The sequence below is a fragment of the Sphingomonas gellani genome (assembly GCF_900110035.1).
Taxonomy (GTDB): Bacteria; Pseudomonadota; Alphaproteobacteria; order Sphingomonadales; family Sphingomonadaceae; genus Sphingomonas; species Sphingomonas gellani.
On sequence record NZ_FOCF01000006.1, the window covers coordinates 240384 to 256724 of the forward strand.

At 68.7% G+C, this 16341-nt stretch carries 17 protein-coding genes and 1 tRNA gene; 12 read left to right on the forward strand and 6 right to left on the reverse strand.

The annotated features are described in order from the left end of the window. From BMX37_RS13345 to hisG, 4 genes are all read right to left on the reverse strand, one after another. Entirely contained in the window at positions 1–177 is a 177-nt protein-coding gene (locus tag BMX37_RS13345) for a DUF4169 family protein (protein ID WP_093666217.1), read from the reverse strand. 6 nt (positions 178–183) lie between these two features. Beyond that, positions 184–669, reverse strand: a complete 486-nt coding sequence (nusB, locus tag BMX37_RS13350; RefSeq protein WP_093666281.1) for a transcription antitermination factor NusB — start codon at positions 667–669, stop codon at positions 184–186. A 118-nt stretch (positions 670–787) separates the two neighbouring features. Further along, a complete protein-coding gene (gene hisD, locus BMX37_RS13355) occupies positions 788–2083 on the reverse strand; it encodes a histidinol dehydrogenase (RefSeq protein WP_093666218.1) in 1296 nt (431 codons plus the stop codon). After that, positions 2080–2742, reverse strand: a complete 663-nt coding sequence (gene hisG / locus BMX37_RS13360; RefSeq protein ID WP_093666219.1) for an ATP phosphoribosyltransferase — start codon at positions 2740–2742, stop codon at positions 2080–2082. Before hisG ends, hisD begins: the two co-directional genes overlap by 4 nt. Before the next feature lie 178 nt (positions 2743–2920). On the opposite strand from hisG, the gene infA reads away from it, so the two are divergent. The 5 genes from infA to BMX37_RS13385 all read left to right on the forward strand — a co-directional run bounded on the left by infA (position 2921) and on the right by BMX37_RS13385 (position 5031). Continuing rightward, entirely contained in the window at positions 2921–3166 is a 246-nt protein-coding gene (infA, locus tag BMX37_RS13365) for a translation initiation factor IF-1 (protein ID WP_093666220.1), read from the forward strand. 50 nt (positions 3167–3216) lie between these two features. Then, positions 3217–3786: a Maf family protein gene (locus BMX37_RS13370; RefSeq protein ID WP_093666282.1), complete on the forward strand. Its 570-nt coding sequence runs from the start codon at positions 3217–3219 to the stop codon at positions 3784–3786. Between the two features lie 12 nt (positions 3787–3798). After that, the gene (locus BMX37_RS13375) at positions 3799–4755 is read left to right on the forward strand and encodes a ribonuclease (RefSeq protein WP_244501578.1); all 957 of its coding nucleotides are present in this window, start codon (positions 3799–3801) and stop codon (positions 4753–4755) included. Further along, positions 4752–4925, forward strand: a complete 174-nt coding sequence (locus tag BMX37_RS13380) for a DNA gyrase inhibitor YacG (RefSeq protein WP_093666221.1) — start codon at positions 4752–4754, stop codon at positions 4923–4925. The genes BMX37_RS13375 and BMX37_RS13380 overlap by 4 nt, the downstream gene beginning before the upstream one ends. A 30-nt stretch (positions 4926–4955) precedes the next feature. Then, positions 4956–5031, forward strand: a tRNA-Phe gene (locus tag BMX37_RS13385). A gap of 219 nt (positions 5032–5250) precedes the next feature. Here the strand turns inward: BMX37_RS13385 and BMX37_RS13390 are convergent. Further along, positions 5251–5637, reverse strand: coding sequence for a MerR family transcriptional regulator (locus BMX37_RS13390; protein WP_093666222.1), 387 nt, complete (start codon positions 5635–5637; stop codon positions 5251–5253). After that, positions 5624–7318, reverse strand: coding sequence for a long-chain-fatty-acid--CoA ligase (locus tag BMX37_RS13395; RefSeq protein WP_244501579.1), 1695 nt, complete (start codon positions 7316–7318; stop codon positions 5624–5626). Before BMX37_RS13395 ends, BMX37_RS13390 begins: the two co-directional genes overlap by 14 nt. A gap of 136 nt (positions 7319–7454) precedes the next feature. Between BMX37_RS13395 and BMX37_RS13400 the strand changes: the two genes are divergently transcribed. The 7 genes from BMX37_RS13400 (at position 7455) to BMX37_RS13430 (ending at position 16341) form a co-directional block, all read left to right on the forward strand. Then, on the forward strand, positions 7455–8591 hold the full coding sequence (locus BMX37_RS13400) for a thiolase family protein (RefSeq protein ID WP_093666223.1): 1137 nt from the start codon (positions 7455–7457) through the stop codon (positions 8589–8591). A gap of 2 nt (positions 8592–8593) precedes the next feature. After that, on the forward strand, positions 8594–10927 hold the full coding sequence (locus BMX37_RS13405) for a 3-hydroxyacyl-CoA dehydrogenase/enoyl-CoA hydratase family protein (RefSeq protein ID WP_093666224.1): 2334 nt from the start codon (positions 8594–8596) through the stop codon (positions 10925–10927). A gap of 18 nt (positions 10928–10945) precedes the next feature. Beyond that, positions 10946–12748: an acyl-CoA dehydrogenase C-terminal domain-containing protein gene (locus tag BMX37_RS13410; RefSeq protein WP_093666225.1), complete on the forward strand. Its 1803-nt coding sequence runs from the start codon at positions 10946–10948 to the stop codon at positions 12746–12748. A 141-nt stretch (positions 12749–12889) separates the two neighbouring features. Beyond that, a complete protein-coding gene (locus BMX37_RS13415; protein WP_093666226.1) occupies positions 12890–13309 on the forward strand; it encodes a DUF2147 domain-containing protein in 420 nt (139 codons plus the stop codon). A gap of 40 nt (positions 13310–13349) precedes the next feature. Further along, positions 13350–14651 carry an OmpP1/FadL family transporter gene (locus tag BMX37_RS13420; protein ID WP_093666227.1) on the forward strand — a complete coding sequence of 434 codons (1302 nt, stop codon included), beginning with the start codon at positions 13350–13352 and terminating at the stop codon, positions 14649–14651. A 14-nt stretch (positions 14652–14665) separates the two neighbouring features. Beyond that, positions 14666–15415, forward strand: a complete 750-nt coding sequence (locus BMX37_RS13425; protein WP_093666228.1) for an electron transfer flavoprotein subunit beta/FixA family protein — start codon at positions 14666–14668, stop codon at positions 15413–15415. Then, positions 15412–16341 (forward strand): electron transfer flavoprotein subunit alpha/FixB family protein, encoded by a 930-nt coding sequence (locus BMX37_RS13430; RefSeq protein WP_093666229.1) that lies wholly within the window; start codon positions 15412–15414, stop codon positions 16339–16341. The genes BMX37_RS13425 and BMX37_RS13430 overlap by 4 nt, the downstream gene beginning before the upstream one ends.

A 16341-nucleotide genomic window follows, 5' to 3' on the forward strand; every position in this document is an offset into this window, starting at 1 on the left:
TCAGCGTTCGCGGCGGGCGTCGTCCAGCGTGCGGTCAAGCCGTGCGACCTCCGCCGCCGTGCCCTGGCGCTCGCCCTTGCTGCGGCCAAAGGCGGCGCGGTTGGCGGCGGCGACGCCCTCCGCCTCCACGCGCGCCTTCGCCTTGCGAGCGCGGCGCAGGTTAACGACCTCCGCCATGCCCGCTCAGGCGCCCGGAGCCGCTGGCGCGCGCGCATCCTTGGCGATCGCGTCGAGCAGGCCGTTGACGAACCCCGCCTCGCGCCGCTCGTAAAAGGCGTGCGCGACATCGACATATTCGCTGATCGCCGCGCCGACGGGAATGTCGGCCCGCGCCATCAATTCGTACGTGCCCGCGCGCAGGATCGCCTTCATCGGTTTGTCGAGGCGCGCCAGCGTCCAGCCGGTGGCCAGCTTGCCCTCGATCGCACGGTCGATCTCCCCCTGCCGGGCCGACGCGCCGCGCACCAGGTCGTCGAAGAACTCGACCTCCGCATCGGCATATTCGACCTCCTCGATCACCGCGCCCAGGCGATGATGATGGAACTCGTGGAGCAGCTGCGGGATCGCGGTGCCCTCCATCTCGTGCTGGTACAGCGCCTGCACGGCGGCAAGACGGGCGGCGGCGCGCGCTTTGGAGCGGGCGGGGGATTTCGCGGGTGAACGGGACATGGGACGGCGCATGTAGGCGCGTCGATCGCCCGTGTCAGCCCCGCGAACGGGCCACAGGCTTTTCAGCGGAGCGCAGGCGACCCCGACGCGCGACCACCCTATAACGCCCGCCGCATCCTTACCGGTTCAATCGCAACCGCAACGCCACGGATCGGGCATGCGCGGGCAGGCCCTCCGCCTCCGCCAGAGCGACGGTGGCGGGGCCCAGTTCGGCCAGCGCGCTTTCGTCCAGCCCCAGGAAGCTGGTGCGCTTCATGAAGTCGAGCACCGACAGGCCCGACGCGAACCGCGCGCGGCGGCCGGTGGGCAGGACGTGGTTCGGCCCGGCGACATAATCGCCGATCGCCTCCGGCGTATGGCGGCCCAGGAACACGCTGCCGGCATGGCGCACGCGGTCGAACAGCGCCTGCGGATCGTCAACGGCGAGTTGCAGATGTTCGGGCGCCAGGCGATCGACCAGCGGCATCGCCTCGGCCAGAGTGGTCGTGACGACGATCGCGCCGTTCGCGTCCCATGCGGCGCGGGCCACCGCCCCGGTCGGCAGGGTCGAAAGCTGACGCTCCACCGCATCCGCGACTCGTGACGCGAAACCGGCGTCGTCGGTGAACAGGATCGACTGGGTCACCGTGTCGTGTTCCGCCTGGCTGAGCAGGTCGGCGGCGATCCAGTCGGGATCGTTGGCACCGTCCGCGACAACCACGATCTCCGACGGGCCCGCGACCATGTCGATGCCCACCACGCCATAGGATTGCCGCTTCGCCTCCGCGACCCAGGCGTTGCCGGGGCCGGTGACCACATCGACCGGCGCGATCCGCCCGGCCCCATGCGCCAGCGCCGCCACCGCCTGCGCCCCGCCGACGCGCCAGATCTCCGTGATGCCGACCAGATGCGCGGCGGCAAGGACCAGCGGGTTGACCTGTCCGTCCGGGGTCGGCGTCACCATCACCAGCCGCTCGACGCCCGCGACCCGCGCGGGGATGGCGTTCATCAGCAGCGACGACGGGTAGGCAGCCCGCCCGCCCGGCACGTACAGCCCGGCCGCGTCCACCGGCCGCCAGCGCGCGCCCAGCCGGACGCCGGCATCGTCGCGGTAATCGCTGTCCGCGGGTTTCTGCCGCTCATGATAGGCGCGGATGCGTGCCGCCGCGAGGTCCAGCGCCGCGCGCAGGCCCGGCTCCAGCGCCTCATACGCCGCCGCGCAATCCGCCGGATCGATCGCCCAGCCGGTCCGGTTCAGATCGTGCCGATCGAGCGTGCGGGTCAGGTCGACCAGCGCCTCCTCGCCCTCGGCCCGTACCCGTGCGATGATCGCCGCAACGCCGCGCGACACGTCGTCCGACGACTCGCGTCGCGCATCGACCAGTGCAGCAAAGGCATCGGCGAAGCCGGCATCCTGTGTGTCGAGGCGGATCATGCCGCCTGCCGCTCCGCCACGGCGCGGCGGAACGCCTCGACCAGCGGCACCACGGCGGCGCGCGTCTTCATCGCGGCACGGTTGACGACCAGCCGGCTGGTCACGTCGACGATCACCTCCACCTCGACCAGCCCGTTTTCCTTCAGCGTGCGGCCCGAGCTGACCAGGTCGACGATGCGCGGCGCCAGACCCAGCGTCGGCGCCAGCTCCATCGCGCCGTTCAGCTTGACGCATTCCGCCTGCACGCCCCGCGCGGCGAAGTGGCGCGCGGTCAGGTGCGGATATTTGGTCGCGACACGGACATGGCTCCACCCGCGCGGATCGTCCGTCGCCGCCAGCGCGGCCGGCTCCGCGACCGACAGTCGGCAGTGGCCGATATGCAGGTCGACCGGCGCATACAGCTCCGGATAGTCGAACTCGGCCAGAACGTCCGACCCGACCACGCCCAGCTGCGCCGCGCCGTGCGCGACGAAGGTCGCGACGTCGAAGGCGCGCACGCGGATCAGCTCGATCCCGTCCGCATCGGTGGCGAAGCGCAGCGCGCGGCTGTTCTCGTCGAAAAAGGCCGGTTCCGGCCGCACACCGGCCGCGGCGAGGAGCGGCTGCACCTCCGACAGGATTCGCCCTTTGGGCACGGCGATGATGAGCGGGGTGGTCATGGGCCGGGCGGGCTTTACCGGCGCCCCCCAGGCGGCGCAACATGCCCGCTTGCCGCCCGTGCGCACAGTCACCATATCGGTGACGCAGCAGGAGCGCCGGTGCGGCGCCCGCGAAAACTTCCCTTTCCGACCGTCGCACGCTAAGGGCGGCGCGTCCTTTTTTTGCCAGAGGTTCCGTTTGCCCAAGGAAGAACTGCTCGAAATGCGCGGCCAGGTGGTCGAACTGCTGCCCAACGCGATGTTCCGCGTCCGGCTGGAGAACGATCACGAGATCCTGGGTCACACCGCCGGCAAGATGCGCAAGAACCGCATCCGCGTGCTGGTCGGTGACGAGGTGCTGGTCGAGCTGACCCCCTATGACCTGACCAAGGGTCGGATCACGTACCGCTTCATGCCGGGTCGCGGCGGCCCAGGGCCGTCCTGATCCCGCCGGGCAAATCGCCCGTGACCGTTGCCGACGCCCCCGCCGCTCCGTTGCGGCTCGTCCTCGCTTCCACCTCGCCACGCCGGCGCGCCTTGCTCGAACGCCTGGGTGTCGTACCCGATCGTATCGCCGCGCCCGACGTGGACGAGACACCGCTCAAGAACGAGGTGCCCCGCGCCTATGCGGTCCGCGTCGCGCTGGCGAAGGCGGCGGCGGTCGCACGCGCGCCCGACGAGGTCGTGCTGGCCGGCGACACCACCATCGCGCTGGGCGGCCGCATCCTGGGCAAGCCCGAGGATGAGGCGGACCTGCGCCGGATGCTGCACCTGCTGTCGGGGCGGCGTCATCACTGCCTGTCCGTCGTGGCGGTGATCGACCGCGACGGGCGGGTCCGCCACAGGCTTTCCGACACCACCCTCGCCTTTCGCCCGTTGGAGGGTGCGGAGATCGACGCCTATGTCGCCTGCGGAGAGGGCATGGGCAAGGCGGGCGGCTATGCGATCCAGGGCCGTGCGGAGGCATGGGTCCGCCGCCTGTCGGGGTCGCATTCGGGCGTGATCGGCCTGCCGCTGCTGGAAACCCGGGCGCTGCTCAAGGCCGCCGGCCTCCCGCTCGCCTGATCGATCCTGCCGATGATGAGCGCGGCGGCGACCTGGATCTGGGAAGACGGCATCGGGGAAACCCGCGCCGCACTGATCGTCGATGGCTGCATCGTGGAGGCCGCGATCGAACCGCATGGCCCTGCGCTGCGGGTCGGCGCCGTGGTCGAGGCACGAATCGCGGAGGCCGTGCCGGGCGGCGGCGCGATCGTGGTTGCGGACGAGATCGAGGCACTGCTCGACCGTATCCCGCCCCGCACCGGGACCGGCCGGACGATCCGCGTCGCCGTCGTGCGAGACGCCATTCCGGAGGCGGGTCGACCCAAGCGAGCCAAGGTCGTGGCCAGCGACGCCGCCGTTGCCCCTGCGCCCACCCTGCGGGACCGTATCGCCGCCTCCGGCATCCCGGCGCGTCAGCTCCGCGCCCATGAACCCGACGCGCTGGAGGCGGCGGGCTGGTCGGAACTGCTTGCGGAGGCGCTGACGGGGGAGATCGCCTTTCCCGGCGGCGCGCTGCGCCTGTCGCCGACACCCGCGATGACACTGTTCGATGTCGATGGTGCCGGGCCTGCGGAGCCGCTGGCGATCGCGGGCGCACGCGCAGCGGTGGCGGCGATCCGGCGCATGGGCATCGGTGGATCGGTTGGCATCGACCTGCCGACGCTGGCGGGCAAGGGCCCCCGCGCCGCCGTCGCCGCCGCGATCGACGCCGCCTTGCCCCTGCCCTTCGAGCGGACGGCCGTGAACGGCTTCGGCTTCCTTCAGATCGTGCGCCCGCGGCCCCGCGCTTCGCTACCCGAACTGCTCCGCTCGGACCCGATCGCGGCGGAGGCGCGCGCACTGCTCCGCCGGCTGGAACGGGAGCCGCTCGGCTCCCCGACCCACCACCGCGTCCCGCCCGCCGTGCTGCGCCATCTGGAGCCGCACCCCGACTGGCTGGAACTGCTTGCACGCCGCACGGGCGTGCGTCACCGGTTGGACACTCTATGACCGATCAACCCTGCCCCACCTGCGGCAAACCTTCGCAAGCTGCGACCCGCCCCTTCTGCTCGGCCGGCTGCAAGGACCGCGACCTGCTGGCATGGTTCGCGGAGGATTACCGCCTGCCCGGTCGCGAACACGCGCAAGATGGGCTGGACAAGCCGGCAGAGCCTGACTAGAGCGCCGCTTCCGATCGCGGAAGCGGTTTGGCCCAGGTAGCTCAGTTGGTAGAGCATGCGACTGAAAATCGCAGTGTCGGCGGTTCGATCCCGTCCCTGGGCACCACACCTTCACCACTGACGACATCTGGACGGCCGCTGCTCGGACCGGCGCGTGGGCGCCGACCTGCGTGGCTTCGTCGCGCTTGGCCCCGTTCCTAAGGAGCTGAAGGCGCACATCCGATCCAAGGACGGGGACCAGTGACGCAGGCGAACCGTCCGTCCTCGCGGGGCGCGGGTCGGGCGCCTCGAAAGCGCCCGCCGCCAGCCCACACCCGCCGCGCTCTTACGCCTCGGGAATCCGCGACAGCGCCTGATCCTCGATCAGCTTCAACTCGTTGAGCGTCTGCGTCAGCGCGGTCAGCTTGGCCTCCAGGTCGTCGATCCGCTCGCGGCATCGGCTGGCCAGCGCCTTCATCTGTCCGACATGCTGCGCATCCGCCTCGTACAGGTCGAGGAACTCCTGGATTTCCCGCAACGTGAAGCCGAGGCGCTTGCCACGCAGGATCAACTGCATGCGCGCGGTCTCGCGGCGCGTGTAGATGCGCTGCGTGCCGACCCGTTGCGGCTCGATCAGGCCGCGATCCTCGTAGAAGCGCAGCGTGCGGGGCGTCACGCCCAGCCCGTCGGCAACCTCCTGGATCCCCTTCAGGTCGTTTTCAGCGTGCTCCACGCACACCCTCCGATGCGGCGGCCTCGGTCTCGGCGGCGGCCTTCAACCGTTCCTCCTCGACCAGTTCCTTCTTGGACAGTTTGCCGATCAACGTCTTGGGCAGCTTGTCTCGGATTTCCACCGCGCGCGGCAATTCGATCTTGCTGATCTTGTCGCGCAGGAAATCGCGAAGGTCGACGCCGGTGACCCCCGCCCCGGCGCGCAGGGTGACAAACGCCTTTGGCGCCTGCCCGCGATAGGGATCGGGCACGCCGACCACCACAGCCTCCGCCACGTCGGGATGTTCGTACAACGCTTCCTCAATGATGCGCGGATAGACGTTGTAGCCGCCGCACAGGATCACGTCCTTGATCCGGTCGACGATGAACAGATACCCGTCCTCATCCAGATAACCGATGTCGCCGGTACGCAGCGCGCCCTCGCAGAACGTCGCCTCTGTCGCCTCCGCCTTGTGCCAGTATCCCGCCATGACCTGTGGACCGCGCGCGCAGATCTCCCCCGGCACGCCGCGTTCGCGCAGCGCGTGCGGAGCGTCGGGATCGCGGATCTCGATGATCGTGCCGGGAAAGGGCGGACCGGCCGACCCCGGCTTGTCCGGCCCGTCGATGGGGTTGCACGTGATGATCGGCGACGCCTCCGACAGGCCAAAGCCCTCGACCAGCCGCCCCTTTGTGCGCGATTCGAACGCCTCGCGCACATCGGCGGGCAAGGGCGCGCCGCCGGAAATGCACGCGTGGATGCTCGACAGGTCCACGCTCCGGGTCAGCGCCGCCTCGGCGATGGCGCCATAGATCGTGGGCACCGCGGGAAAGAAGGACGGCCGCGCCCGCCCGATCGTCTTTAGCGTTTGTTTCAGGTCGTACCGGGGTAACAGGATCATCTCCGCCCCCACCCGCATCGAGAAGCTGAACACGGTGGTCAGCGCGAACACGTGGAACAGGGGCAGCACGCCCAGCACGCGTTCCTGCTCGCCCGTTTCGCCGCCGACATGCGCCATCATGGCATCGGCCTGCGCGACCAGATTGGCGTGGCTGAGCATCGCCGCCTTCGGCTCGCCGGTGGTGCCGCCGGTATATTGCAGCACCGCCACGTCGTGCGGGTCCGCCGTCACCGGGCCTGGCTGGCTGCGCCCGGCGATCAGCGCGGCATAGGTCAGGTGGTGCGCGTCGCGCGGTGCGACGGCGATGTCGCCCCTGCGGAACAGGCGATACGCGATCGACTTCACCATCGGCAGCGCTTCCGCGATGGGACAGGTGATGACGTGCCGCAGGCCCAGTTCGGCCGCGACGCCCACCACCCGCCTGTGCACCTCCGTCAGGTCGCAGGTCGCGATGATCTCCGCCCCCGAATCGACCAGCAGGTGGCGCAGCTCGCGTTCGACGTAGAGCGGGTTGACGTTCACCACCACGCCCCCCGCCTTCAGCGTGGCCAGGAACAGCACCGGATAATGCGGCGTGTTGGGCAGGCACAGGGCAACGCGCGTGCCCGCCACCACCCCAAGCGCCTGCAACCCCGCCGCGGCCCGATCAACCGCATCGGCCAACGCGCGGTAGGAGGTGGTCGCCCCCATGAAATCGATCGCGGTCCAGTCGGGCCGACGGCGAACCGTGTCCTCGAACATGTCGGTGACCAGCCGGGGATGCGACTCCAGCGGCATGCCATGCGCCTGTGCCGAGTTCATTGCCTGGCCTTCTCCCGTTGTCGGCGCCGTTCGATCGTTTGCCGATCACGGCGCGTCTTGCTCTTGACGTATAGGGCAGCTATCTCACCTTCAAGTAAGGTCGCAAGGCCACAAGCGCCGATTTGAGAGGAAATCCATGACCAGCGTCGTGATCGCGGGATACGCCCGCTCCCCCTTCCACCTCGCCAACAAGGGCGATCTGGCGCGGGTCCGGCCCGACGACCTGGCGGCGCAGGTGATTCGCGGCCTGCTGGAAAAGACCGGCGTGAACCCTGCCGAGATCGAGGACATCATCCTGGGCTGCGCCTTTCCGGAAGGGGAGCAGGGCCTGAATGTCGCGCGTCTGATCGGCCTGCTGGCAGACCTGCCGCTGTCGGTCGGCGGCATGACGGTGAACCGCTTCTGCGGTTCGTCGATGAGCGCGATCCACATCGCCATGGGCCAGATTCAGATCGGCGCGGGCGACGCGTTCATCTGCGCCGGCCTCGAAGCGATGACGCGCGTGCCGATGGGCGGCTACAACCCGCTGCCCAACCCCGAACTCGCCCGCATCAACCCCGGCGCGTACATGGGCATGGGTGAGACGGCCGAGAACGTCGCGGAAAAGTACCAGATCACGCGCGCCGATCAGGAGGCGTTCGCCGTCGACAGCCAGCAAAAGGCCGCCGCTGCGCGCTCGTCGGGCAAGCTGAGCGACGAGATCGTGCCGATCACCACCAAAACAGGTACGGTGACGGAGGACGGCACCATCCGCGGCGACACCACGGCCGAGGTGCTGGCGACGCTGAAGCCCGCGTTCAGCGCGGACGGATCGGTGACCGCCGGCACTTCGTCCCCGCTGACCGACGGCGCGTCCGCGGTGTTGGTGACGTCCGAGGAGTTCGCGACCAAGCACGGCCTGAAGATCCTGGCCCGCATCAAGTCTGTGGGCGTCTCCGGCTGCGAACCGTCGACCATGGGCCTGGGCCCGATCGGCGCGTCGAAGAAGGCGCTGGAGCGCGCCGGCATCGCGGCGGGCGACCTGGACGTGGTGGAGATCAACGAAGCGTTCGCCAGCCAAGCGATCGCCTGTATCCGCGACCTGGGCCTGAAGGACGAGACGATCAACATCGACGGCGGCGCCATCGCCATCGGTCATCCGCTGGGCGCGACCGGTGCGCGCATCGTCGGCAAGGCGGCGGCGCTGCTGGAGCGGGAGGGCGGCCGTTACGCGCTGGCGACGCAGTGCATCGGCGGCGGCCAGGGCATCGCCACGGTGCTGGAGCGCGCGTGACCATGGGCGACACCATTGAGACGGGCGCCATCCGCAAGGTCTGCGTGATCGGCGCGGGCGTGATGGGCGCCGGCATCGCGGCACAGGTCGCTAATTCCGGCACGCCGGTGCTGCTGCTCGACATCGTGCCGGACGGCGCGACGGACAGGGACGCCGTCGCCAAGGGTGCGGTGGCGAAGCTGCTGAAAACCGACCCCGCCCCCTTCATGTCGAAGCGCGCGGCGAAGCTGGTCGAGACCGGCAACATCGAGGATCATCTCGATCGGGTCGGAGAATGCGACTGGATCATCGAGGCCGTGGTCGAGCGGCTGGACGTGAAGCAGGCGCTGTACACCCGACTGGAGGAACTGAAGCGGCCGGGCACGGCGGTGTCGTCCAACACCTCCACCATCCCGCTCGGCAAGCTGGTCGAGGGACGCGGGGACCAGTTCCGCCGCGACTTCCTGATCACCCATTTCTTCAACCCGCCCCGTTACATGCGCCTGATCGAGATCGTGCGCGGTGAGGCGACGGACCCTGCCCTTGCGCAGCGGGTCGAGGATTTCGCCGACCGCTTCCTTGGCAAGCGGATCGTGCCGGCCAAGGACACGCCGGGCTTCATCGCCAACCGCATCGGCACCTATTGGCTGGCGGTCGCGATCAACGCCGCGATGGATCAGGGCCTGACCATCGAGGAGGCCGACCAGATCGGCGGCCGTCCGATGGGCGTGCCCAAGACCGGTATCTTCGGCCTGATCGATCTGGTCGGCGTCGACCTTATGCCGCTTTTGTCCAAGAGCCTGTCGTCCACCCTGCCGCAGGGAGACCCCTATTTCGACACGCTGCGCCCGATGCCTCTGGTCGATCGCATGATCGCGGACGGGTACACGGGCCGCAAGGGTAAGGGCGGTTTCTACACCTTCGACAAGGCGACCCGGACGAAGCGGGCGCTGGACCTGTCCAACGGGCAGTATCGCGACACGATCAAGCCGGCTTCGCTGCCCCGCGCGGCGGACAAGGACCTGGCCGCGCTGGTCTCCGCACCGGGCAAGGTGGGCGCCTATGCGTGGGAAATCCTGGGCAAGGTGCTGCCCTACGCCGCGATGCTGGTCGGCGAGGCGGCGGACGATGTGGTCGCGATCGATGACGCGATGAAGCTCGGCTACAACTGGAAGTTCGGCCCGTTCGAGCTGATCGACAAGCTCGGCGCAGGTGCGCTGGCGAAGCGGTTGGCGGACGAGGGCCGTCCGGTGCCGCCGATCCTCGCCACGGCCGGCGATCGCCCCTTCTACCGGATCGAAGGCGGCCGTCGCCAGTATCTGGACGCGAGCGGCGAGTATCGGGACGTGGTCCGTGCCCAGGGCGTGCTGCTGCTCGAGGACGTCAAGCGCGCCGGCGAGCCGGTGATGCGCAACGGCTCCGCCGCGCTGTGGGACGTCGGCGACGGCGTCGCGACGCTGGAATTCACCGGCAAGATGAACGCGTTGGACGAGGATGTCGCCCGACTGATCGTTCAGGCGATCCCGGTGGTGAAGGCGCGATTCAAGGCGCTGGTCGTCTATAACGAGGGGACCAACTTCTCGGTCGGCGCAAACCTCGGCCTCGCCATGTTCGCGGTGAACATCGCCGCGTGGAGCGAGATCGACAAGCTGGTGTCCGCCGGGCAACAGGCGTTCAAGGCGCTGAAATACGCCCCCTTCCCCGTGGTCGGCGCGCCGGCGGGAATGGCGCTGGGCGGCGGGTGCGAGATCCTGCTGCACGCCGACGCGATCCAGGCGCATGCCGAAACCTATATGGGCCTGGTCGAATGCGGCGTCGGGCTGGTCCCCGGCTGGGGCGGCAATGGCGAGATGCTCGACCGGCTGGTGAAGTCGCCCGCGATGCCAAAGGGCCCGATGCCGGCGGTTGCCAAGGCGTTCGAGCTGATCTCCACCGCGCAGGTGTCGAAGTCCGCAGCGCAGGCTAAGGAAATGAGCTTCCTGCGGCCCGCCGACGGCATCACCATGAACCGTGACCGCCTGCTCGCCGATGCCAAGCAAAAGGCGTTGGCCATGGTTGACGGCTACACCGCGCCCGAAAAGCCGGTGTTCCGCCTGCCGGGCGAAAGCGCGCGGGTCGGGATCGCGGGCGCAGTCGCGGATTACCGGAAAAAGGGCATCGCGACGCCATATGACGAGGTCGTGTCCGGCCGGCTGGCGAACGTGCTGACCGGCGGCGACACCGACATCGTCGACCCGGTGACCGAGGACCAGCTGCTGGTGCTGGAACGCAAGGCGTTCATGGCCAGCGTCAAGGACGCGCGCACCCAGGCGCGGGTCGAGCACATGCTCGACACCGGCAAGCCGCTGCGCAATTGATCGAGAAGAGGTAGCCCGATGCAAGTCTATAACGCGCCGCTCCGGGACATGCGCTTCGTCCTGCACGAACTGTTCGCCGACGATCAGTTCGATGCCGGCAACAGCGCCGCCTTCGCGGAGTTCACGCCCGACCTGTACGACGCCGTGCTGGAAGAAGCCGCGCGTATGTCGCAGGAAGTGCTGCTGCCGCTGAACGCCAGCGGCGATCTGGAAGGCTGCACGCTGGAAAACGGCGTAGTCCGCACGCCCAGCGGGTTCCGCGAAGCCTATCGCCTGTTCCGCGAGGGTGGCTGGGCCGCGCTCGCCTCCGATCCGCAATGGGGTGGCCAAGGCCTGCCGGAAACGGTCAACAAGCTGGTGGAGGAGATGACATGCTCCACCAACCTGTCGTTTGGCCTGTATCCCGGCCTGACCCACGGCGCGACCACCGCGCTGGAAAGCCACGGGTCGGAGGACCTGAAGCAGGCGTACATGCCCAAGATGGTCAGCGGCGAATGGGCCGGCACGATGTGCCTGACCGAATCGCATTGCGGCACCGATCTCGGCCTGCTGCGCACCCGCGCCGATCCGCAGGAGGACGGCAGCTATCGCATCACCGGGTCGAAGATCTTCATCTCGGCGGGCGACCACGACCTGACCGACAACGTCATCCACCTGGTGCTCGCCCGCCTGGCCGACGCGCCCAAGGGGGTGAAGGGGATCAGCCTGTTCCTGGTACCCAAGTTCCTGCCCAACGACGACGGCAGTGTCGGCCCGCGCAACGGCGTGCAGGTGTCGGGCATCGAGCACAAGATGGGGTTGAAGGCGTCGGCGACCTGCCAGATGAGCTTCGACGACGCCAAGGGCTGGATCGTGGGGGAGCCCAACAAGGGCCTGTCCGCGATGTTCACCATGATGAACACCGAACGCGTCTCCGTCGGCATCCAGGGTCTGGGCGTCAACGAGATCGCGTACCAGTCGGCCGTCGCCTACGCGCGCGAGCGTTTGCAGGGCCGTGCGCTGACCGGGCCGAAGCGCCCCGACCTGCCCGCCGATCCGATCATCGTGCACCCCGACGTGCGCCGCATGCTGATGACCATGCGCGTCTATGCGGAAGGGTGCCGTGCGGTCGGTCAGTGGGCCAGCCGTGCGCTCGACACGCAAAAGCATGGCGAGACGCCCGAACTGCGGGCCCGCGCCACCGACTTCGTCGCGCTGATGACCCCGGTGGTGAAGGCGCTGTTCACGGACCTGGCGTCGGAGGCTGCGAACATCTGCGTCCAGACTTATGGCGGCCACGGCTATATCCGCGAACATGGCGTTGAACAGTTCGTCCGCGACGCGCGCATCACCCAGATCTATGAGGGCACCAACGGCGTCCAGGCGCTCGATCTGGTCGGGCGAAAGCTGGCCGCCAACATGGGCCGCAACATGCGCCCGTTTTTCCACGCCGTATCCAACCTGTGCGAGGACATGGCGGGCGAAGGCGACAAGGCGCTGGCCGCGCAGACCGCCGCCTTGCAACAGGCGTTCGGCGCGTTGCAGCTGACGACCGCGACCGTCGCACGCCGCGCGATGAAGGACGGCAACGAAGCGGGGGCCGCCGCGACCGACTATCTGCGCATGCTGGGCCTGGTCGCGATGGGCTACACCTTCCTCAAGGCGGCCCGGATCGCCACCGCGAAGGTGGCGGAGGACGACGGCGAAGTCGATTTCTACCGCGCCAAGCTGATCACCGCATCGTTCTTCTTCGACCGCATCCTGCCCCAGGCGACCGCCGGGTTCCTGGCGATCAAGTCGGGCGCGGGATCGACCATGGCGCTGGCGGAGGACGCGTTCTGATTGATCGACGAAGTCGAAACGGACAATAAAGGTAATCCCCGCCAAAGAACGGGGATGCCGATCAAGACGACGACTTGAAGGACCGGCATCAACCCGGACCGGGCGTAACGCCCCGGTCCGCATAAGGAGAGGATACGCAGCATGCCCATTCCCTTGCTCGCTCTGGCGTTGCTGGCGGGCGCCGCGCCCACACCGGGCACCGCGGACAGCGCGATCGGTCGCTGGAAAACGGAGACGCGTTCCGGCGTCGTCGAGATCCAGCGGTGCGGCAATTCGATCTGCGGCCGGCTGGTCTCGTCGGAAAAGCTGCGCACCGAACCCAATCTGAAGGACCTGAACAACCGTGACGCGTCCCAGCGCGGCCGCCCGTTGCGCGGGCTGATGATGCTCAGCGGGTTCCAGCGCGATGGCGATGCCTGGTCGGGTGGTCAGATCTACAATCCCGACGACGGCAAGACCTATGGCGCGAAGCTGACGCCGATCGGCGCGGATACGCTGAAGGTCCGCGGCTGCGTGTTCGTGCCGCTGTGTAAGACCCAGACCTGGACGCGCCTGCGCTGATCGTCCGCTTCATCCCCTTATCTTTTCGAGTGAGAACAGCATGACCCTTTCCTTCCGCGCGGTGCTCGCCGCATCCGCCCTGGTCCCCGCCATCGCCCTGTCCGCCCAGGCCCATGCCCAGGCCTTCTACCTGCAGGAACAGTCGGCCCGCGCCGCCGGTCGCGCCTTTTCGGGTGAAGTCGCCGACACGGGTGCCGCGTCGCTGTGGTGGAATCCGGCCGCGATCGCGGACACCGAGCGGGCGGAGGTGGCGATCAGCGCCGCCGCGATCCTGCCGCGCGGCAAGGTGATCGACAACGGCACGCTGATCCGTCGTCCGGGCCAGGCCTTCGCGCCGGTGGGCGGCAACGGCACCGCTCGCAACCCGATCAACAACGGCGTGCTGCCGTCGGGCGCGATCGCTTTCCCGCTGAACGACCGGGTCGCGCTGGGCCTGGCCGTCACCTCTCCCTACAGCTTCACCACCAATTACGACCAGGACAGCTGGGCCCGCTATTCGGCCGATCGCACGCGGCTGCGCACCGTCGACATCCAGCCGTCGGTGGCGGTCGCGCTGTTCGACTGGCTGCGCGTCGGTGGCGCGGTCAACGTCGAATACACCGACGCCAGCCTGAGCAACAAGCTGCCCAACCTGCTGGCCAGCCTGCCTGACGGCGAACAGCGTCTGAAGGGCGATGGCTGGGACCTGGGCTGGACCGCGGGCGTGCAGTTGCACAACGACTGGGCGACCGTCGGCATCTCCTACAAGTCGGAGATCAAGCACAAGCTGAAGGGTGAGCTGGAGGTGTCCGGCCTGCTCGGCCCGCTCGCCCCCAACAACCTGTCGGTGTCCGACGCGCGCGCCGAGTTCTACACGCCGGCACAGATCATCGTTGGCGGCCGCTTCCGCGCGACCGACGCGCTGACGTTGAACACGCAGCTGGTCCGCTATACCTGGAGCAAGTTCGACGCGATCCGCCTGGGCGCGCCGATCAACACCGCCATTCCTGAAAATTATCGCGACAGCTGGAGCCTGGCGGGCGGCGTCGATTACGCGGTGGCGCCGGCGGTGACGCTGCGCGCGGGCGTGCAGCACGCCAACACACCGACGCAGAACGGCGACCGCGACGCGCGCGTGCCGGATTCCAATCGCTGGAACTATGCGGTCGGCGGCACCTTCAACGCGTCCCCGTCCCTGTCGTTCGATGTCGCCGCCAACTATGTCGACTTCAAGGACACGACGATCGACCGCATCACGGCCGCCTATGTCGGAACGCTGGTGCAGACCCCGATTATCACCAACGGCCGGTTGGACGACGCCCATGCGGTGGTCCTGTCGGCCGGCGCGCGCCTGACCTTCTGAGGGAGCCCGGATCGATGAAGCTGCTGGTACCTGTGAAGCGGGTGTTGGACTACAACGTGAAGCCGCGTGTGAAGGCGGACGGGTCTGGTGTGGACCTGTCGAACGTGAAGATGAGCATGAACCCGTTCGACGAGATCGCGGTGGAGGAGGCGATCCGCCTGCGCGAGAAGTCGGGCGGGGGCGAGATCGTGGTGGTGTCGATCGGCGAGGCGAAGGCGCAGGAGACGCTGCGCACCGCCTTGGCGATGGGTGCGGACCGCGCGATCCTGGTCGTGGCGGAGCAGAAGGTGGAGCCGCTGGGCGTCGCCAAGCTGTTGCAGGCGATCGTGGCGGAGGAGAGCCCGGACCTGGTGATCCTGGGCAAGCAGGCGATCGACGACGACATGGGCCAGACGGGCCAGATGCTCGCCGGCCTGCTCGGCTGGGGGCAGGGCACGTTCGCCAGCAAGGTCGAGGTGGCGGACGGCAAGGTGGCGGTGACGCGTGAGGTCGATGGCGGGCTGGAGACGGTCAGCCTGACGCTGCCCGCGATCGTCACCACCGACCTGCGCCTGAACGAGCCGCGCTATGCCTCGCTGCCCAACATCATGAAGGCGAAGGCCAAGCCGCTCGCGAACAAGACCCCGGCCGATTACGGCGTCGACGTGGCGCCCAGGCTGGAGACGCTGAAGGTGGTCGAACCGGGCAAGCGCCAGGCGGGCGTGGTGGTCGCGAATGTCGACGAACTGGTCATGAAGCTGCAGGCGATGGGGATTGCGAAGTGAAGACGCTGGTCTGGGTCGAGCATGACGGCGGCGCCGTGAAGGACGCGACGCTGGCGGCGGTCACGGCCGCGGCGAAGCTGGGCGAGGTGCACCTGCTGGTCGCCGGCCAGGGTGTCGACGGCGTGGCGCAAGCCGCCGCCAGCATCGCGGGCGTGGGCAAGGTGCATGTCGCGGACGACGCGGCGTACGCGCATGCGCTGGCGGAGAATGTCGCGCCGCTCGCGGCCGATCTGATGGGCCATCACGACGCGTTCGTGGTGCCCGCGACCACCACGGGCCGCAACATCGCGCCGCGTGTCGCCGCGCTGATCGACGTGCAGCAGGTCAGCGACATCCTGTCGGTGGAGGGACCCGACACCTTCACCCGCCCGATCTATGCCGGCAACGCGATCGCGACCGTCAGGACGCGTGACGCCAAGCTGGTGGTGACGGTGCGCACCACCGCCTTCGCCAAGGCGGACGCGCAGGGCGGCACGGGCACGGTGGAGGCGGTGTCCTCGACCGGCGACAAGAGCCTGTCCAGCCATGTCTCCTCCGAGATGGCGGAGAATGCGCGGCCGGAGCTGACCAGCGCCAAGATCATCGTCTCGGGCGGCCGCGCGCTCGGCTCGGGCGAGAAGTTCGCCGAGCTGATCGAGCCGCTGGCCGACAAGCTGGGCGCCGGCATTGGCGCCTCCCGCGCGGCGGTGGACGCAGGCTATGTGCCCAACGACTATCAGGTCGGCCAGACCGGCAAGATCGTCGCACCCGAAGTCTATGTCGCGGTCGGCATCTCCGGCGCGATCCAGCATCTGGCGGGCATGAAGGATAGCAAGGTCATCGTCGCCATCAACAAGGATGCCGACGCCCCCATCTTCCAGGTCGCCGATATCGGTCTGGTCGGCGACCTCTTCACCCTGATCCCCGAACTGACAAGCAAGCTGTGA

Bases quoted from the DNA above. Each gene is read 5' to 3' on its own strand.
- BMX37_RS13410 (WP_093666225.1), top strand. From the start codon at position 10,946: ATGCAAGTCTATAACGCGCCGCTCCGGGACATGCGCTTCGTCCTGCAC.
- BMX37_RS13400 (WP_093666223.1), top strand. From the start codon at position 7,455: ATGACCAGCGTCGTGATCGCGGGATACGCCCGCTCCCCCTTCCACCTC.
- hisD (WP_093666218.1), bottom strand. From the start codon at position 2,083: ATGATCCGCCTCGACACACAGGATGCCGGCTTCGCCGATGCCTTTGCT.
- hisG (WP_093666219.1), bottom strand. From the start codon at position 2,742: ATGACCACCCCGCTCATCATCGCCGTGCCCAAAGGGCGAATCCTGTCG.
- BMX37_RS13425 (WP_093666228.1), top strand. From the start codon at position 14,666: ATGAAGCTGCTGGTACCTGTGAAGCGGGTGTTGGACTACAACGTGAAG.
- BMX37_RS13405 (WP_093666224.1), top strand. From the start codon at position 8,594: ATGGGCGACACCATTGAGACGGGCGCCATCCGCAAGGTCTGCGTGATC.
- BMX37_RS13395 (WP_244501579.1), bottom strand. From the start codon at position 7,318: ATGAACTCGGCACAGGCGCATGGCATGCCGCTGGAGTCGCATCCCCGG.
- nusB (WP_093666281.1), bottom strand. From the start codon at position 669: ATGTCCCGTTCACCCGCGAAATCCCCCGCCCGCTCCAAAGCGCGCGCC.
- BMX37_RS13380 (WP_093666221.1), top strand. From the start codon at position 4,752: ATGACCGATCAACCCTGCCCCACCTGCGGCAAACCTTCGCAAGCTGCG.
- BMX37_RS13415 (WP_093666226.1), top strand. From the start codon at position 12,890: ATGCCCATTCCCTTGCTCGCTCTGGCGTTGCTGGCGGGCGCCGCGCCC.
- BMX37_RS13345 (WP_093666217.1), bottom strand. From the start codon at position 177: ATGGCGGAGGTCGTTAACCTGCGCCGCGCTCGCAAGGCGAAGGCGCGC.
- BMX37_RS13375 (WP_244501578.1), top strand. From the start codon at position 3,799: ATGATGAGCGCGGCGGCGACCTGGATCTGGGAAGACGGCATCGGGGAA.
- BMX37_RS13420 (WP_093666227.1), top strand. From the start codon at position 13,350: ATGACCCTTTCCTTCCGCGCGGTGCTCGCCGCATCCGCCCTGGTCCCC.